At 65.3% G+C, this 15670-nt stretch carries 17 protein-coding genes; 3 read left to right on the forward strand and 14 right to left on the reverse strand.

The window, feature by feature from the left end:
- Positions 1 to 192: hypothetical protein (locus Q8P38_10705; protein MDP4015071.1), on the reverse strand; the 192-nt coding region annotated here is incomplete at its 3' end.
- Between the two features lie 353 nt (positions 193 to 545).
- On the opposite strand from Q8P38_10705, the gene Q8P38_10710 reads away from it, so the two are divergent.
- Positions 546 to 1199: an MBL fold metallo-hydrolase gene (locus Q8P38_10710; protein MDP4015072.1), complete on the forward strand. Its 654-nt coding sequence runs from the start codon at positions 546 to 548 to the stop codon at positions 1197 to 1199.
- Positions 1200 to 1201: 2 nt separating this feature from the next.
- Here Q8P38_10710 and Q8P38_10715 read toward each other — a convergent pair whose 3' ends face one another.
- The 5 genes from Q8P38_10715 to cpaB are packed head-to-tail and all read right to left on the reverse strand — an operon-like array spanning position 1202 to position 6427.
- Positions 1202 to 2104 (reverse strand): type II secretion system F family protein, encoded by a 903-nt coding sequence (locus tag Q8P38_10715; protein ID MDP4015073.1) that lies wholly within the window; start codon positions 2102 to 2104, stop codon positions 1202 to 1204.
- 9 nt (positions 2105 to 2113) lie between these two features.
- Positions 2114 to 3094 (reverse strand): type II secretion system F family protein, encoded by a 981-nt coding sequence (locus Q8P38_10720; protein ID MDP4015074.1) that lies wholly within the window; start codon positions 3092 to 3094, stop codon positions 2114 to 2116.
- Positions 3091 to 4470: a CpaF family protein gene (locus Q8P38_10725; GenBank protein ID MDP4015075.1), complete on the reverse strand. Its 1380-nt coding sequence runs from the start codon at positions 4468 to 4470 to the stop codon at positions 3091 to 3093. Before Q8P38_10725 ends, Q8P38_10720 begins: the two co-directional genes overlap by 4 nt.
- Positions 4467 to 5660, reverse strand: coding sequence for an AAA family ATPase (locus Q8P38_10730; GenBank protein MDP4015076.1), 1194 nt, complete (start codon positions 5658 to 5660; stop codon positions 4467 to 4469). Before Q8P38_10730 ends, Q8P38_10725 begins: the two co-directional genes overlap by 4 nt.
- 8 nt (positions 5661 to 5668) lie before the next feature.
- Entirely contained in the window at positions 5669 to 6427 is a 759-nt protein-coding gene (gene cpaB / locus Q8P38_10735) for a Flp pilus assembly protein CpaB (protein MDP4015077.1), read from the reverse strand.
- A gap of 196 nt (positions 6428 to 6623) precedes the next feature.
- Between cpaB and Q8P38_10740 the strand changes: the two genes are divergently transcribed.
- Both Q8P38_10740 and Q8P38_10745 read left to right on the forward strand, forming a co-directional pair.
- Positions 6624 to 7196 (forward strand): TadE/TadG family type IV pilus assembly protein, encoded by a 573-nt coding sequence (locus tag Q8P38_10740; protein ID MDP4015078.1) that lies wholly within the window; start codon positions 6624 to 6626, stop codon positions 7194 to 7196.
- Positions 7193 to 8812: a pilus assembly protein gene (locus Q8P38_10745; protein ID MDP4015079.1), complete on the forward strand. Its 1620-nt coding sequence runs from the start codon at positions 7193 to 7195 to the stop codon at positions 8810 to 8812. The genes Q8P38_10740 and Q8P38_10745 overlap by 4 nt, the downstream gene beginning before the upstream one ends.
- A 279-nt stretch (positions 8813 to 9091) precedes the next feature.
- Here the strand turns inward: Q8P38_10745 and Q8P38_10750 are convergent, their stop codons facing one another.
- The 8 genes from Q8P38_10750 to murI all read right to left on the reverse strand — a co-directional run bounded on the left by Q8P38_10750 (position 9092) and on the right by murI (position 15656).
- The gene (locus tag Q8P38_10750; protein MDP4015080.1) at positions 9092 to 10129 is read right to left on the reverse strand and encodes a hypothetical protein; all 1038 of its coding nucleotides are present in this window, start codon (positions 10127 to 10129) and stop codon (positions 9092 to 9094) included.
- Between the two features lie 189 nt (positions 10130 to 10318).
- Positions 10319 to 10594 (reverse strand): Flp family type IVb pilin, encoded by a 276-nt coding sequence (locus Q8P38_10755; protein MDP4015081.1) that lies wholly within the window; start codon positions 10592 to 10594, stop codon positions 10319 to 10321.
- Between the two features lie 126 nt (positions 10595 to 10720).
- Positions 10721 to 11344: a response regulator transcription factor gene (locus Q8P38_10760; protein ID MDP4015082.1), complete on the reverse strand. Its 624-nt coding sequence runs from the start codon at positions 11342 to 11344 to the stop codon at positions 10721 to 10723.
- The gene (locus tag Q8P38_10765) at positions 11316 to 12446 is read right to left on the reverse strand and encodes a histidine kinase (protein MDP4015083.1); all 1131 of its coding nucleotides are present in this window, start codon (positions 12444 to 12446) and stop codon (positions 11316 to 11318) included. Before Q8P38_10765 ends, Q8P38_10760 begins: the two co-directional genes overlap by 29 nt.
- A gap of 220 nt (positions 12447 to 12666) precedes the next feature.
- Complete coding sequence (rdgB, locus tag Q8P38_10770; protein MDP4015084.1) at positions 12667 to 13287, reverse strand: RdgB/HAM1 family non-canonical purine NTP pyrophosphatase; 621 nt, start codon at positions 13285 to 13287, stop codon at positions 12667 to 12669.
- A gap of 5 nt (positions 13288 to 13292) precedes the next feature.
- Positions 13293 to 14018: a ribonuclease PH gene (gene rph, locus Q8P38_10775; protein MDP4015085.1), complete on the reverse strand. Its 726-nt coding sequence runs from the start codon at positions 14016 to 14018 to the stop codon at positions 13293 to 13295.
- Positions 14019 to 14069: 51 nt separating this feature from the next.
- Positions 14070 to 14810, reverse strand: a complete 741-nt coding sequence (locus Q8P38_10780; protein ID MDP4015086.1) for an MBL fold metallo-hydrolase — start codon at positions 14808 to 14810, stop codon at positions 14070 to 14072.
- Positions 14811 to 14843: 33 nt separating this feature from the next.
- Positions 14844 to 15656 carry a glutamate racemase gene (gene murI, locus Q8P38_10785; protein ID MDP4015087.1) on the reverse strand — a complete coding sequence of 271 codons (813 nt, stop codon included), beginning with the start codon at positions 15654 to 15656 and terminating at the stop codon, positions 14844 to 14846.
- Between the last annotated feature and the right edge of the window lie 14 nt (positions 15657 to 15670).

Consider the following 15670-nt stretch of genomic DNA (forward strand, 5'->3'; position numbering starts at 1 on the left):
AACAGCTTCAGACAGAGACCCCCCCCCAGCGGAATCGGGACCATCAAGATCGGGCTGCCCATCCTCAGCGGCGGCCGGCGAAGACACGCCCACGCCAGCAGCAGGCGGCGCCGACAACAAGCCCACGACCAAAGCCCCACCGACCACAGCCATCAACAGCGGCAAACCGCTCCACCGAGCCGAACCAGCCATCCCACGCCCCCAAACCCCGAATCCCGAAAGCGGACAGCGATCATTAGAACACGCGCGGACACCACCACCCGGCACCACCCAAGAAACGGCGTGTCCCCCACCGCCCCCACCGTCGCGGCCAGGGCGCGACGGCCGAGGCGGAGCTACCCGCCGGCGAAAGGCGGAAGCACGTCGACGACCGCGCCGTCAGGCAGCGACTCGTCATCGGACGCTCCGACTCGACGACCGTCGATAAGCAGAGTGCAGGTTGCCAGAACCCGGCCGAACCCCCGGAGCGCGCCCGCAGAGGGCCGCGGGTGAGACTTCGGAGCGAAGAAGCACAATCCACAGCGCGGTTCGGAGAGGAAACGGCTATGACCTACAACGGGCACGTAAGACCTGGTGGCGCTGCGGCGGTCCGTGAGCTCGCCGGCATCGTAATCACGAAGATGGCCGTCGGCGCCATGGGCAACAACGTGTACCTAGTCCGCGATCGCGATACCGGTGCCCAGCTGCTCATCGACGCGGCAGCGGAACCGGCGCGGATCTTGGACTTGATCGGACCCGACGGACTCGTCGGCATCGTTACTACGCACAGCCACCCGGACCATTGGCAGGCTCTAGCGGATGTGGCCGCCGCGACCCGCGCGGTGACGATGTCGCCAGCCGCAGACGCGCCACTGATCCTCGTGCCCACAGCGGTATTGCTGCGCGACGGGGACGAGGTTGAAGCGGGATCGTCGAAACTGAGGGTGATCGAGCTTCCAGGCCACACGCCTGGCTCGATAGCGCTGCTCTACGACGACCCGGACGGCTACCCTCACGTCTTCACGGGCGACAGCCTCTTCCCAGGTGGTGTCGGCAAGACCTGGTCCGACGAGGACTTCCGCCGCCTACTTGGCGAGGTGACCGAGCACCTGTTTGATCAGCTTCCCGATGAGACGTGGGTGTACCCGGGTCATGGCGACGACACGACTCTGGGCCGAGAGCGCCCGCATCTGGGCGATTGGTCCGCACGCGGCTGGTGAGGCTACTGCCCGACTAGCCCACTGTCGATCGCGGTTATCGCGGCCGGGCCTAGCAAGACGATGAGTAGCGACGGCAGTATGAAGAACACCAGCGGCACCGTGATCTTCACTCCGATCTTCTGTGCGGACTCCTCGGCTGCCTGCAAGCGCTTGACCCGGACTTCGTCGGCCTGGGCCCGCAACACTTTCCCCAAGGGCAAACCGTCTCTGGTCGCCTGAATCACCGCGGCGGCGAAGGCTCTGACTTCGGGCACGCCTGTTCTGGCGGCCAGAGCCTTGAACACCGCTGCACGGCCATTGCCGACCCGCAGCTCCTGGTTGGCCCGCCGCAACTCCTCCGCCAAAGGCCCGCTTGCCCTGGCGGCCACCTGGGACAGCGCCGCATCGAAGGCCAGGCCCGCTTCCACGGTGATCGTCAACAGATCCATGATGTCCGGCAGGTCCCGCCTGATCTGTTCCTTGCGCTGATGGCCGCGGTGGTGCAGGACAAGGTTGGGCAGGAAGTACGTCGTCCCGGCCAGTACTGCGATGGACAGAGACGCGGCTCTGCCATCCCTGACCCATAGCGCCATCGACGCCAGCCCCGCTGCGGCACACCCGAAGGCCGCGAGCGCGCGGAAGGCAAGGACCTGGTCCAACGTCCAGGCGGCGCCAGTCGCATCGATCTGTCGCTCGAGCAGGGACATTTCCCTCCGCGAGGTAGCCCTGCGGCCGATTGACACCAGCCTCGACGGCGACTCTCCGGACTCGCCCCGCGGACTGGCTGGTACCAGATACTCAGCGGGCGCCGCAGTTCGCCGAAGCTTGGCCACGAAATCAGCCGTGGGATCTGGCGAGCCCGGCACAACGGCCAGCGCCGCCAGCGTGATCGCCGCCACTACCGCGACGAGACCGGCGGCGAGCATGACGCCCACCTAGACCTCCACCCGAACCAGCTGACTCATCCAGGCCACTCCGGTGACCATCAACAGCGCCCCAGCGGCGGTCAACGCCAATCCAAGCGGGGTCGTCACCAGAAGTTCGACGTAGTCGGCTCTCACGAGGAGTAGGTAGACCACCAACCCCGCTGGCAGCAGTCCAATTATCCAGGCGGACAGGCGCCCCTCGGCTGAAAGGACCGCGGCCTGGCGGCGAACACGCGCGCGCTCGCGCAGAGTCGCTGATGTGGTCCTGAGAATCTCGCCCAGATTCCCGCCCATCTCTCGGTTGATCCGAACTGCCATCACGACCCAGGAGAACTCCGCCGAGGCCATCCGCTCAGCCACGTCGGACAGCGCATCTTCTCGCGCGCGTCCCAGGCGCATCTCCGCCAAGGCGCGAAGAAGCTCGTCCCGCATAGGCCCTTCGGATTCCCCGGCAACAAGCTCCAGAGCTTGAGGCACTGAGTGAGACGACGCCAAACTGCCAGCGATCATCTGGAGCGCGTCCGGAATAGCCTCGGCGAATTGCGTTCGCCTGCGTCGAGCACGGAACCGCAGGGCAGCGTCGGGCATCAGCCAGCCGATTACCGCCCCTGCCGCTACCGGAGCCATCCTGAAGCCACCCACTACTGCGAAGGCAAGCGCCACTCCAGCCGCGACGCCCGCGCGAGCCAGAAGCCAATCGGGTACTGCTACCGATACTGCCGCCTCATTCAGGCGGCGTGTGGCCTTCTGCTCGACGCGACCACGGCCCGCGACCCAGCTAGCTGATCTTCTTGCGGATTCAACGATCCGCCCGCCGCCTCCCGCCATTACCGGAGCCGCCGCAGCAGCCCTGGCGCCTAGACGCTCAGCGATTCTGTCTGCCATCGGACCCGCGGTCGGCCGACTCAGCGCCAGCATCGCCAGCGTGAATACCGAGGCGAATAGCAGAGCCAGGAACGCCCCGATCGGCCAAACAACAGCCGCGCTCATTGTTCAGCCCTCTCGAAGACAGCGTCATCGACTTCGACGCCGCAGGCAACTAGCCGGCCGGCGAACGAGGGACGTAACCCAGTTGGGCGCAAATGTCCGAGCGGCTTGCCCCGGCTGTCCACCCCGGCGCCGAAGTCGTGGAGGAATATGTCCTGCATGGTTACGACTTCACCCTCCATGCCGACAACCTCGGTCACGTGCGTCATTCGGCGCGACCCGTCGCGGAACTTCTGAAGGTGCAGGATGATGTCAACGGCGGAGGCGATCTGCTGACGTACTGAGCGGGCAGGCAGGTCGATCCCCGCCAACGCCACCAACGTCTCCAGCCTGGCGATGGCGTCCCTGGGGGAGTTGGCGTGGATTGTCGACAGGCTTCCGTCGTGACCAGTGTTCATGGCCTGAAGCATGTCCAGCGCGGCCTCGTCGCGAACCTCGCCCACCAGGATGCGATCGGGCTTCATCCGCAGACTGTTCCGCACAAGATCCCGGATAGTGACAAGGCCCGAACCCTCGGCGTTCTCGGGTCGAGCCTCCAGCCGCACGACATGCTCCTGGTTCAGACGCAGCTCTGCCGAGTCCTCGATGGTCACGATCCTCTCGGCGGCCGGGATGAAGTCACTGAGCACATTCAAGGTCGTTGTCTTGCCCGCGCCGGTAGCCGACGAGATCAAGATGTTGAGCCGACCTGTCACACACGCGTCGAGGAAACCGGCGACTTGCACAGTGAACGTCTTGAACGCGATGAAGTCGGCGGCAGTGAACGGGTCGGGGTTGAACTTGCGAATCGTCAGCGTCGGTCCATCGGGTGAAACCGGCGGGACGGTGGCGTTCACTCGGGAGCCATCGGGCAGCCTTGTGTCGGTGAACGGCTGCGCCTCATCTACCCGTCGGCCCATGCGCGACACAATTTTCTCGATCGTGCGGCGCAAGTGATCTTCGTCTGAGAACTCCGCCGCCACCCGCGTCGACCGGCCGTGCTTCTCGACGTAGATGTGATCATGGCGGTTCACCATGATTTCCGTGACTTCCGAATCGCGCACGTAGGGCTCGATGGGGCCGTAGCCAAGAATGTCATCCGCGATCTGCTGCGCCATTTGATGACGGTCCAAGTCCGTCATGGGGCAGTTCGATCTGGAGATCACTTCGGAAAGGGTCGACCGAACTCTGCCCACGAGGTCGTCTTCTGTCATTCCCGCGTCGAACAGAGCCGGACCCAACTCCTTCATCAGCTCGAGGTGGACCGTCTGCCTGATCACTCCCGAGGATCTGATCTCTACCACTGGCTCCGGGGTGTCCAAACTCAGCAGCGCGGGGCTTGGACGCTCCCTCTGGATTCTCGCCAACCGCTCGCGCAGGGTGGACGGTTGATCGCTCATGCGACGTCCCTGCGTCGCTGCCACCAGCGGCGGCGGCGCGGTCGGATGCTCGCCCGACTCTCGGGGATCACTGGCCTACCAGCGGCCATCTCGGCGAATTCGGCGATGGCCCGCGACACCGGGTGCCCGGGGTCACTGGAAACCAGAACGTCGCCATCCACCTGGGATGCTGGCACGTCCGGCGAAGAAGGTATCCGGCAACTCACGGTGGACCCAACTACGCCTTCGATCTGCCCAACAGTGAGTCGAACGTGAGAATCGGCTCTGTTGCAGACCAGCTGCCGCTTGGCTAGTGGGAACTGCAGCTCGTTGAGCGTGTGCCATGCGATACCCAGGTTCTTCAAGCTGAGCATGTCGAGCGTCGTCAGGACGATCAGTAGGTCCGAAACGTCGAAAGCGGCCAGCACCGATGGCCTCAAGGTGGGCGGGGTATCAACAACGACAAACGCGAAATCCTGCGCGAGCTGCTCCAGCACGGCACGGATCGTGTCGTCGGCCATGTCGTGTCCTGTGTCCGGATCGTTCGGAGCCGGAAGGTAACGCAGACCGGATGAGTGACGGCACATGATCGCCGCCATGCTGGCGCTATCCACGCCGACCCGCTGCGCCTCGACAATGGAGTGTTCTGGCTCGACGTTACCCAAGGCAGTCGCCACGTCCCCGAACTCCAGATCCAGATCCACGAGCACTACCGACTCGCCCTCCTGGGCCAAGTGGACGGCCAGGTTCGTCGCCAGAGTTGTCTTGCCGGCGCCACCCTTGGCGCTGAAGACAGTCATGATCCGACCACGGTCCGCCGCTGGGGCCGGTTCGCCAGCCCCCGCAGCGCGAGCAAGTTCCGCGGAAAGCTGTGTGCACCGGGCCACTGCCGCCGAGACCTCACCAAGATCCCGCGTAGGCACGACGTCGCGGATACCCGCCCGAATGGCTGAGGCCAGGACGGCCGAGTCGACACGGGCGCGGACAAGTACGAAGGAGACCAGCGGCCGCTTGACCCGGTAGTCCGAAGCCATCGCCAGGGCCGCGTCTTCGTTCAGACTTGGCCCCAGCACGACAACGTCCATGCCCGTTGGCGAGGAGTCCAGCACCTGGCGCAAAGTCATCAGGCTCTCCACCATCGCCGTCCCCCTGCCCGCCGCCACCTGGAGTGAGCGGGCGGTAGGCAGGTCAAACTCGACAACCGTTGGCACTAGTCCCCCTAATCGAACAGGTTCTTGTCAGTGACACCCCGGGTCCGGGTGGACACGACGGAATCCTGGGTCAGCAGAGCGAAGTACAGATCCCCGGCGGTCTGAGCGAACACGAGCTTCTGTGCCTGAGCTTGGTTGACCGACAAAGTCAGGATCGCCGCTGGCACGGGCTTGTCGTCCCCAGTGCCTGAGGCCGTTGCCACCGCCGTAGTGGGTCCGACGGCGGCGACGTCAACCCTGTCCAGCAGCACTCTGGTAATCCGGTCCCCTCCGCTGCCAACCACGGTCGCCAGAATCGCGACCTGCGAGCCAGGCCTTACGAAGCCCGCGACCCGTTCCGGATCGTCCAAGCGGACACTGACTCCCAGGTGCTCCTTCTTGATTGGCAGGCCGCCAGCGGACGCGGACGACCCGATCATCGCCTGCTGAACTACTTGACCGGGGAGGATCGGAACCGCGACAACCTGACCCGCCATCCCGCCGAGGTCCGCTAGGGCGCCTTCGGGAACGGCGCTGCCGGGTACCTGCCGCACCTCGAAGGAGTCGCGCGCCTGAGCGACCGGAGTCCCAACGTCGACCGCCTCGCGGGCCACGAGAACCGTACTTGTCTCCACAGAACTGGAAGCCTGCTCCGCGACCGACTTCGACCAGAATCCAATCAGCACGACCGCAAGGGTCGCGAGCGCCAAAGCTCCGGCGAGCGCCTGCCTTCTTGTCACGTCAAGTCCCCCCGATTCCCAGCCACAGCCGAGGTCGTGAGTTGACATTAGGCTCAGCCGGGCGCTCCTGTGAATCAGTCGTTTGGTCAGGAGTTCAGCGCCATTCGGGCGACAGAACGGTCGGCCTTTCGGATGACGCACAGAATCATTGGTCTGGACCCCAACTCACCCGATGTGCGAGCGCGGAAGGGTGCCTAGCCTTCGATCTGGGGGCCGAGAGGGTCCATTCGGCCGAGGGGGGGTCATGGCTACACGTGCCGACGTCCGCGGAGACCGGGGCGGAGTCGCCGTCGAATTCGCGCTAATCGCGCCCATCCTCATCGCTCTTCTCTTCGGCGTTATCGAGTTCTCACTGCTGCTTCGAGACCACGTGGCCACGACGTCGCTCGTGCGCGCGGGGGCACGCACAGCGTCTTCCATGCCGCGCAGCTCGGACATGGTCGCCAGCACTGTCGCGGCCATGGAGCGAGCGGGCAGTGCTCTGCCCAAGAACGCTTACGAGGAACTGTGGATCTACCGCGCCAGGGCCGACGGCGCACCTCAAGACGGCAGCTTCGAGACCTGCGACACCGAATGCGTCAGATACACCTGGGATGACGACGGCCAATTCCGCCGCAGTACCGGGTCTGACTGGGATCCGGAGACGGTTAACGCATGTCCCGGTGACCCGGAAGCCGACAGCGTCGGTGTGTACCTGAGAGCTGAGCACAGGTGGCTCACGGGGATGTTCACTGATTCCACGACGGTCGCCGACCACTCTGTGATGCGGTTCGAGCCAGTCGCGACGCTGGCTGGGGCGATTCCGTGCCGGGCGTGACCTGGCGAGCGAGCGACTCCGACGGGGTCGTGGCGGTCTGGTTCGCTCTGCTGGTTGTCGTGCTGTTCGGGATGGCCGCGATCGCCGTGGACTTCTCGCGCTGGTACGTCGAGTCAGAGCGCCTGCAAAAGACGGCGGACGCTGCGGCTCTGGCCGGAGCGGCCAGCCTGCCGGGTGACCCGCCGACGGCGGACCGGATCGGTCGAGACATAGCGCGAGCGAACCTTCCCGCTCTGAACGGCGGCTCCGCGACCTACTCCAGCCAGCTCGGCCGCCGTCCGACACAGCTCAAGGTGACGATCACACGGCGCTTCGACAACTTCTTCGCCGGGCTTCTTGGCCTGACCGAGACAACGGTCACCCGCGATGCGACGGCTGAATACGCCGGACCGCTCCCCATGGGCTCGCCTTGTAATGTCTTGGGACACAAGCTGCCTGGTGAAGTCGACAGGTTCAACCGCAACTGCGTCGGCATGGCCAATCTGTGGGCCGTGATCTCCGGACCGTCGGTCAACAAGGCGCGCGGTGACGCGTACGGGGCCGCATGGTGTCTGAAACCGGATGATGGACTTGGAATCGACGGATGCGACCGTACCGGGACACTCGCATCCCCTGGCCGCAATCTCGAATACGATGCCGACGGCTACGCCTACATCGTTCGCGTGAGCGCCCCCGGCGAACTCCGGCTCGAAGGCTATGACATCGGTTTCGTGCCGCAAGGGCACCGCTGCGATCTATCTCCCGGCCTGACGAGCAAGCCGCACCCCACGAATCGATACGTCACCAGCCAGAAGGACGCGAACGTCCGGTACGCCACAGGCACGTCCGCGTACTGCGCCGGAGACGTTGGATCGAGAAGCGATGGGTCGGGCACGAACGAACCGGTACGCACGGTCGTCACGGTCCGAGCACCGTCGCCAACTCCGTGGGCGCCGTTCGCGGGCGATCCTGTCTGCGTACTGGACCTGCCCGGCTGGAACTCAAGCACACCGCGCAGCGCCTTGGCGTGGGGCGGCGACGATCTCCTCCAGCGCACCTACCACAGGTGGGCGGATCTGTGCGGACACGGAATCAGCGTGCAGCCTGGTGAGGACTGGGTGATTCAAGTTCAGGCTCCCCGAGGCGGCGCGCAGAATGTCTACGGGTTGCGGGCCCTGATGTCCGGTCAGGACGACAACGTCCAGCTCTTCCCAGCGGAACGATTCTCCGTCCTCACCAGCGTTCCCGGTGGCACGAGCACATCGAAGTTCCTTCGCCTGGACTCCGGCGCCGCCGGGCACACACTCACGATCAAAGGATTCGACATCGGCGATGCCGTGCTCCCGGTCACGGCGACTGTGCTGCAACCAGACAGTGATGTGCCCTATCCGCGATGTTTCGGCTCCGGCCCAGTGAGCGGACCGCTCCCCAATTGTTCGATCACAACCACGCGATTCCGCAACGGCGGACGCTGGCAGACCATTTCCATCCCGATTCCGACTGACTACAAGTGCCGGGACGATCGGGATCACGGCTCCTGCTGGCTGCGTCTGCGCTTCGATACCGCCGGGGACCAAGACGACACGACAACGTGGACCGCCAGCCTGGACGGGCAACCTGTACGAATCATCGAATGACGCCTCCTCTCCGCAGATCGCGGCACACAAGTGCCGTTGAGAAGCCGAGTGGCGATCTCGCTGCGGGCTCGACCGAGACTGAAGTTGCGACGCCTCGACCCGCGCCCCACGTGCCACCGCAGAAACGGCCGCTCCGCACAGAAGCGCCCTTTAGGGTACAGGCGCGCCCGTTGTAACGGTCGCGTCCTTTCGAAACGGGCGCGTTTGTCGGGAACGGCAGCTTCTGCGGGGGGGATGCCGGGGGGCGGGCGGCGGCTGGGCAGCGCGAGCGTCGACGGCTCAGGACTGCCGAGATGGAGCTGTGGGTCCAGTCTCGACGGCCAGGCTTCGAATCCTGCGAAGTCGGGAATCCAAATCCGATCGGCCCTGTCCCGCGGGTTTCCTGATCGCCTCCTGTTCGTCGCCCGGGGAAGGCACTGTGCGGCTCTGGTCGGTGAACGCGCGAGCAGCGCGGGCACTGCGGCCAGCGCTCGCCATCCTGTGAGAGTGCCCCGGCGCGACTTCGTCCACCTCACCACGGGCTCTGGCGAGGCTCGCTGCCCACACTCCGACCTCTGGCAGCCTCAGTGCCGTAGCCAATGTCGGGCGGCGACTGACATCGGCGACGCCATGAGCCGCCAGATAGGAGCGGACCAAAGGCGCACCGATCTTGTTGACGGCCAGGCACTCTGGATGCAAGCCGAGAACCATGCCCACGAAAGCCAGGGTCCCGGTGTCGTCTCGGGTGGCGTCAACCCGGAACAGCCCCGTGTGTCGCAGGAACGACATCACAGTCCCGGCCATCTCCACGGCCTCGGAACTTGCCATCACGTCGATGGGCGCACCATAGCCCCGGGGGCCGGAATTCGGCTGAGATAAGTAGGCACGGGACCGCAACACCGACCCTGAGGCGGCCACCCCCGTGACACGCACTTCTGGACCATGCCCCGGATAGCTCTTGGGCATCGCCCAGCCTGATGTCGCACGCGAGCCGAGTAGCGCACCCCGGCCCTCCGAGACAGGCACTCCGGCTGCCTTCGCCACGCCCCGCTGAGCCTCAGGATCATCGAACAATGCCGGATCCAAGTCGCCCGCCAGATGAACAGAACCACCCGACTTCAGGCGAACTCGCTGAAGCTCGGCCGCCAGCGCTGGCGGCGCTTCGACCGCTACGACCCCGGGCCCGATATCGCCAGCCAGCCTGTTGACGTAAGGAGGACGTCCCCGGCCCAGGTCGATGATCGTCTCAGCCACGTCCCGGTACGCGAGACTGCGTACGACTGCCGCCGCCGCTTCACTACGCGTCGTCGGATCCGAAGTGTGCAGGCGCGCCCTCACTCCGAACCGCCTGATCGCCGCCGCCCAGACATCGCCGACCTCCCATGGTCCAACGGAAGCGAAGATCACTTCAGGCCCGTGCCTGTCCTCGGTTCCAACAGTGGTCGCCCGAGAGGGCCTACCGACGCGTGGAAGGTGAGCGGACCCCCCAATCCGCCCACCTTCTCCCCCGTTGACCATCGAAACCGATCAGCCCTCTCCAGGACAGGCACTGCCATCGGCCGAGGCCACGCACGCCTGAACGGAATCAAGTTGATCGCGCACGGCGCCCCCCAGGACGAAGACGATGAGCGCGATCACCGCACCGATCCCGGCCACGAGCAATCCGTATTCGACAGCCGAGGCACCATCCTCGTCGCGCCGCAAACTTCCAACCATTGCGATCCCTTCGGCACCAATCTTCGCCGGCAGAACCTGCCGGACGGACCGGAACTTCGCGTCCCGATGAGGCAAGACTGCCGCCAACCCAGCACCCTGCGCATCACCCTAAGCGCCAGACTCAGATGGTTTCTTAGACGACGCTGCCCGTCATCCGTTCGGACGACTTCCCGCGTCCGCGCGCGGCTGAGGCGGCTACAGCGGCCACGGCGGCTACATGGGTTGCGCCAGAATCCCCTTCCGCAAGGCCAGCATGATCGCCTGCGCCCGGTTGTTCGCTCCCAACTTCGTGTAGATCCGCCCGACATGAGTCTTCGCGGTGGACTCCGAAACGTTCAGTCTCCTTGACACTTGAGATACCGAGAGTCCTTCCGAAACCAGCGACAGCACTTCGTGTTCCCTCGCGGTGAGACGGGGACCTGATTGCTCGCGCAATGCCGCACCGAGGTTAGTCGCCACGAAGCTCATCGGTCTCGCGACAGCCGCTTCCAGAGCGTTCAGTAGCTCTGACATGGGCTGATCCTTACAGATCACGGCGTTAGCGCCGGCGTGGACCGCCGCCAGTGTCAACCGGTCGCTCGGCCACATGGAGAAGACAACTATCCCGGCTTCCGGGGCAAAGGCTCTGGCGGCCTCCGCGACACTCAACCCATCCCCATCAGGCAGCCTGTGATCAATAACCGCGACGTCCAGACGGCTCAGACCCGCCAAGATCCTGTACGACGCACCGACCGTCGCGCACTCAACTGCGGTGTAGCCGACATCCGCCAAGGCCTGGCGGACCCCCCACCTGACGACATCGTGATCATCAACTACCAACGCGATTCGTTCGCTCATCCCGCTCAACTCCCTCTCTGCGATATCTGGCCCCGCGACTCACCGTCGCCGGGGCGGACAAACTGACGTCAACTTGAGTTCCACCCCCGGGGCGTGCGGTGACACACAACGCCGCTCCGATCGCCATCGCTCGCTCACGCATGATCGTCATGCCGTGGCCAGTCGCCAGATCCTCCGGGAGCCGGGTGCTTGGCGGCCCAATCCCGTCGTCGGCGACACACATGGTTGCCGACGGAGGGTCAATGCGTAGATCCACCCAGAGGTTCCGGGCCGACGAGTGGCGCTGAACGTTGTTCAGCGCTTCTTGAGCTATCCGCAGCAGCTCTAGCTCCGTTGCGCCGTCGAGACGCCGCGATGCCTCGCTCAGCGACAGGCACGCCGTCATGCCCGCCGAGTCGGCCACCTGACGAGAATGATCAGCCAGAGCCGTGGCCAGGCTGACGTCGGCCAGCCCGTCGTCTCTGAGGTCCGAGATGCACCGACGCAGCTCCCGCAAGATCCGGCGGGCTTCCGATCCCATCTCGGTCGCTTCGTTTCGAGCGCCAACCGGTGACGGCATCGATGCCAAGCTGTCGGCGCGAAGAGCCAAGCCTGCTAGGTCCTGTGCCACCCGGTCGTGGAGTTCGCGTCCAAGACGTCGCCTCTCAGCGCTCGCTGCCGTTGCTGCCGCGGCGGCACGCATTCCCATCCCCACCCCCACGACCGCCCCCACCATGGCCACCGTGAGGCCGCCACCAAGACCCAACAGCGTCCATGAGTGCTCCACGATCTCGCGGGGCCATGGCGCCCACCACCACCCGGCGAACAGAAAGACGGCCTCGATAGCGACCACGGCAACAGCCCAACGGCGTCCCGCCCCGAAAACCGCGGCTATGGGTGGGATCAGCAGATACACCCCCGGCGCCACCGACTCCGCCGCCGGCAAGCACGCCAAGGCGGCTACAGCAGCCCCCTCCATGACCACACTCGGGCCGCGCACGATTGGCGCCCACCGGATGGCCAAAGCGTCAGTCACAGATGCGACAACCGCGAGTGTCCCGATCATCCAAACCGACGGCCAGTACATCCGGCCAGACGCCGCCGCAGCGGCAACCGCGACCATCACTCCCGCGGCTCGAAGTAACAAACTCGAGCGGCAAACCCACGCCCCCGCAAGCACTCGGCGATCCCCCTGCCCCCGTCCAGCACGCGGCACCGCCCCCTGCGGCGCCACCCGAACGGCCTAATGCTAACTCCGTACTGAAGACACGAGGCGCAGTCTTCCCGCAGTTGTGATTGTCTCCACACGGTCGTGCTGTGACTCTTCGCACAACTCGGGGAAGTCAGGAGTCAGGAATCATCTCGCGCAGGAGATCGGCGAGCGATCGCAGTGCTTTGCCACGGTGACTGATGGCGTCCTTCTCGGCACTGGTCATCTCCGCCGCGGTCACCGCGAAGCCCCCCGGCACGAAGATTGGGTCGTATCCGAATCCCCGCTCTCCGCGCGGGGACCGCGCCAAAACTCCCTCCGCAACGCCCTCGACCACGCGCATGTCAACGATGCTGCCATCTTCGCCTGGTACTGCCACAGCGGCCGCACACGCGAAGTGAGCTCCGCGTCGTCGATCCGGAACGTCCCGCATTTGATCCAGGACGAGCCTGACGTTCGCGGCGTCATCACCGTGACCACCGGCCCACCGCGCGGAAAGCACACCCGGCATCCCGTTCAGTGCGTCCACGCACAGCCCGGAGTCATCCGCCACAGCGACCAGACCGGTAGCCGCCGCCACAGAAACCGCCTTGTGCATGGCGTTCTCGGAAAACGTCGCCCCAGTCTCGGGTACCTCCGGCAAGTCGGTGAACGCCTCCGGGCCCCGGACCACGGCATCCAGGCCCGCGGCAGCCAGGATGCGTCGCAGTTCCTCAATCTTCTTGGCGTTGCGCGACGCCAGCACGAGCTCCATCAGAGTCAATGACTCAAGGCCTGGCGCTGCAGCAATGTCAGCTCAGCGCATCCTGACGCGGCCAGGTCCAGCATCGTGTCCAGCTCAGTCCGGTCGAAGGGGTGCTGTTCCGCCGTGCCCTGGACTTCCACGTAGCGGCCGCTACCGGTTATGACGACGTTCATGTCGGTGTGGGCGTTCACGTCATCGTCATAGTGCAAGTCCAGCCTGGCCTCACCCTCGACAATCCCGACGCTCACAGCGGCGACCGAGTCCAGCAGTGGTTGCGCGCCCTCATCAAGAAGCCCGTTGGACCCGGCCCAGGCGATCGCGTCGGCCAGGGCGACGTAGGACCCTGTGATCGCCGCGGTGCGGGTACCCCCATCCGCCTGTAAGACATCACAGTCGATCTGGATGGTCACCTCACCGAGAGCCTCGAAGTCCACTACCGCCCGCAGTGCCCTGCCAACCAGCCTCGAGATCTCCTGCGTGCGCCCACCCAGCCGTCCGCGCACAGACTCACGGTCGTTGCGCGTGTTGGTGCTCCTCGGCAGCATCGCGTACTCGGCCGTCACCCAGCCCTTGCCCGACGCCCGCCGCCAGCGCGGCACACCGGGCGTCACGCTGGCCGTGCAAAGGACGCGCGTGCGACCGAACTCAATGAGCGCGGACCCCTCGGGGTGATCAAGCCAACCCCGCTGGAAGGACACCGGGCGTAGCTGGTTTGGCGCTCGGCCATCGGATCTAGTCACTGAAGCACCATAACGATCAGCGCGGGGCCGACCGCACATGGCCTTGGGACGCTACAACTCTACCTGCAGGCCCGGACAGACGGTCTGGGCATCCGGGAACACCGACAGCGCCTCAGCCAGGACGTCAGATGGGGTATTCCATGGAACAAGGTGCGTCAGCAGCAGCGATCGGGCCCCGGCCTGGGCCGCGTGCTCGGCGGCTTGGGCACCCGTGAGGTGCAGGCCGACCGGATTGACGCGGCCCGACAGGAACGACGCCTCGAACAGCGCCAGGTCCGTGTCCGCGGCGGCGTCTACTAGGGCGCGCGTCGGTCCTGTGTCACCGGAGTACGTCAATGACTTTCCCCCGGCCTCGACGCGCAACGCGTAGGAGTCGACCGGGTGCTCTACCTTCGTGGTCGTGATGGTGAAGGGGCCAACCTTGAAATCGGGACGCAGCGTTCGAACTTCGAGCTTCTTGGACAGGTCCGAACCCGGCTCCAACCCATAGGCGGCAGCCAGCCGGTCGCTGGTGCCGCGGGGTCCGAACACATTCAATCGGCGACAAACGGCATCCGGCCGATAGCGCAAGGCGACGTAGTACGAGCAAACATCAATGAAGTGGTCAACGTGCAGATGGCTCAGAATCACAGCGTCTATCGCGTAGATGTCCGCGAACCTCTGCAACCGGCCGAGCGCCCCATTGCCCAAGTCCAGCACGATCCGGCATTCATCGTGCTCAATCAGATAGCACGACCCCGGCGAGTCCGGGCCGGGGAATGACCCGGAACAGCCCACGACGGTTACCTTCACCCGATGAAGATTAGCTACCTGTCGGAACCTGATTTACACGCAGTCCGCCGCCAGCCCCGGGACATGCTCCACTTCACCTATCTCTGGGCCCAGGAATCTGCGGCCTAGCTTCTCGAATGGTTCAGGATCTCCGGTCGCGATGAACCGGTGCGGCGGCGGGTCAGCGCTGGGCACGCGCATTAGACCCCGCTCCACCAAGACCCGGTAGACGTCCTTCGCCGTTTCCTCGGCGCTGCTGACCAACGTGACCCCAGAGCCCATGACGTAGGAAAGTATCCCCGTCAGCAAGGGGTAGTGCGTGCATCCCAGAACCAGAGTGTCGATGTCCGCTGAGCGCAGGGGGTCCAGGTACTCGTGCGTGACGTCCAGCAGCTCATCCCCCCACGTCACACCCGACTCGACGAACTCCACGAATCTTGGGCACGCCTGGGAGTACAGCTTCAGGTGAGGGGCAGCGGCGAAGGCGTCATCGTATGCGGCGGAGGAGATCGTGGCCCGTGTGCCAATGACCCCGACCCGGTTGTTGCGAGTCGCTCCCACTACCCGACGTACCGCTGGCTGGATGACCTCCACGACAGGGACGGAGTACCGCTCCCGGGCATCGCGCAGCACGGCGGCCGAAGCGGAGTTGCACGCGATCACAAGGACCTTCACACACTCGTCAACCAAGTGGTCCATCACGCCAAGCGCGAATTCGCGAACCTCGGCAATCGGCCTCGGTCCATAGGGGCCACGCGCTGTGTCACCGACGTACAGAATCGGCTCGTCGGGCAGTTGATCGAGAACCGCACGGGCTACCGTCAGGCCCCCGACCCCGGAGTCGAAGATCCCGATCGGCGCGTCCATAGCCGCACCAGCGT

It is taken from the genome of Candidatus Nanopelagicales bacterium (assembly GCA_030700225.1).
Taxonomy (GTDB): domain Bacteria; phylum Actinomycetota; class Actinomycetes; order S36-B12.

What these genes read in the sequence shown, in the direction of transcription:
- Q8P38_10740 (MDP4015078.1), top strand. Translation starts at nt 6,624, where the DNA reads ATGGCTACACGTGCCGACGTCCGCGGAGACCGGGGCGGAGTCGCCGTC.
- Q8P38_10715 (MDP4015073.1), bottom strand. Translation starts at nt 2,104, where the DNA reads ATGCTCGCCGCCGGTCTCGTCGCGGTAGTGGCGGCGATCACGCTGGCG.
- murI (MDP4015087.1), bottom strand. Translation starts at nt 15,656, where the DNA reads ATGGACGCGCCGATCGGGATCTTCGACTCCGGGGTCGGGGGCCTGACG.
- Q8P38_10710 (MDP4015072.1), top strand. Translation starts at nt 546, where the DNA reads ATGACCTACAACGGGCACGTAAGACCTGGTGGCGCTGCGGCGGTCCGT.
- cpaB (MDP4015077.1), bottom strand. Translation starts at nt 6,427, where the DNA reads ATGTCAACTCACGACCTCGGCTGTGGCTGGGAATCGGGGGGACTTGAC.
- rdgB (MDP4015084.1), bottom strand. Translation starts at nt 13,287, where the DNA reads ATGGAGCTCGTGCTGGCGTCGCGCAACGCCAAGAAGATTGAGGAACTG.
- Q8P38_10760 (MDP4015082.1), bottom strand. Translation starts at nt 11,344, where the DNA reads ATGAGCGAACGAATCGCGTTGGTAGTTGATGATCACGATGTCGTCAGG.
- Q8P38_10765 (MDP4015083.1), bottom strand. Translation starts at nt 12,446, where the DNA reads ATGGTCGCGGTTGCCGCTGCGGCGGCGTCTGGCCGGATGTACTGGCCG.
- Q8P38_10720 (MDP4015074.1), bottom strand. Translation starts at nt 3,094, where the DNA reads ATGAGCGCGGCTGTTGTTTGGCCGATCGGGGCGTTCCTGGCTCTGCTA.
- Q8P38_10725 (MDP4015075.1), bottom strand. Translation starts at nt 4,470, where the DNA reads ATGAGCGATCAACCGTCCACCCTGCGCGAGCGGTTGGCGAGAATCCAG.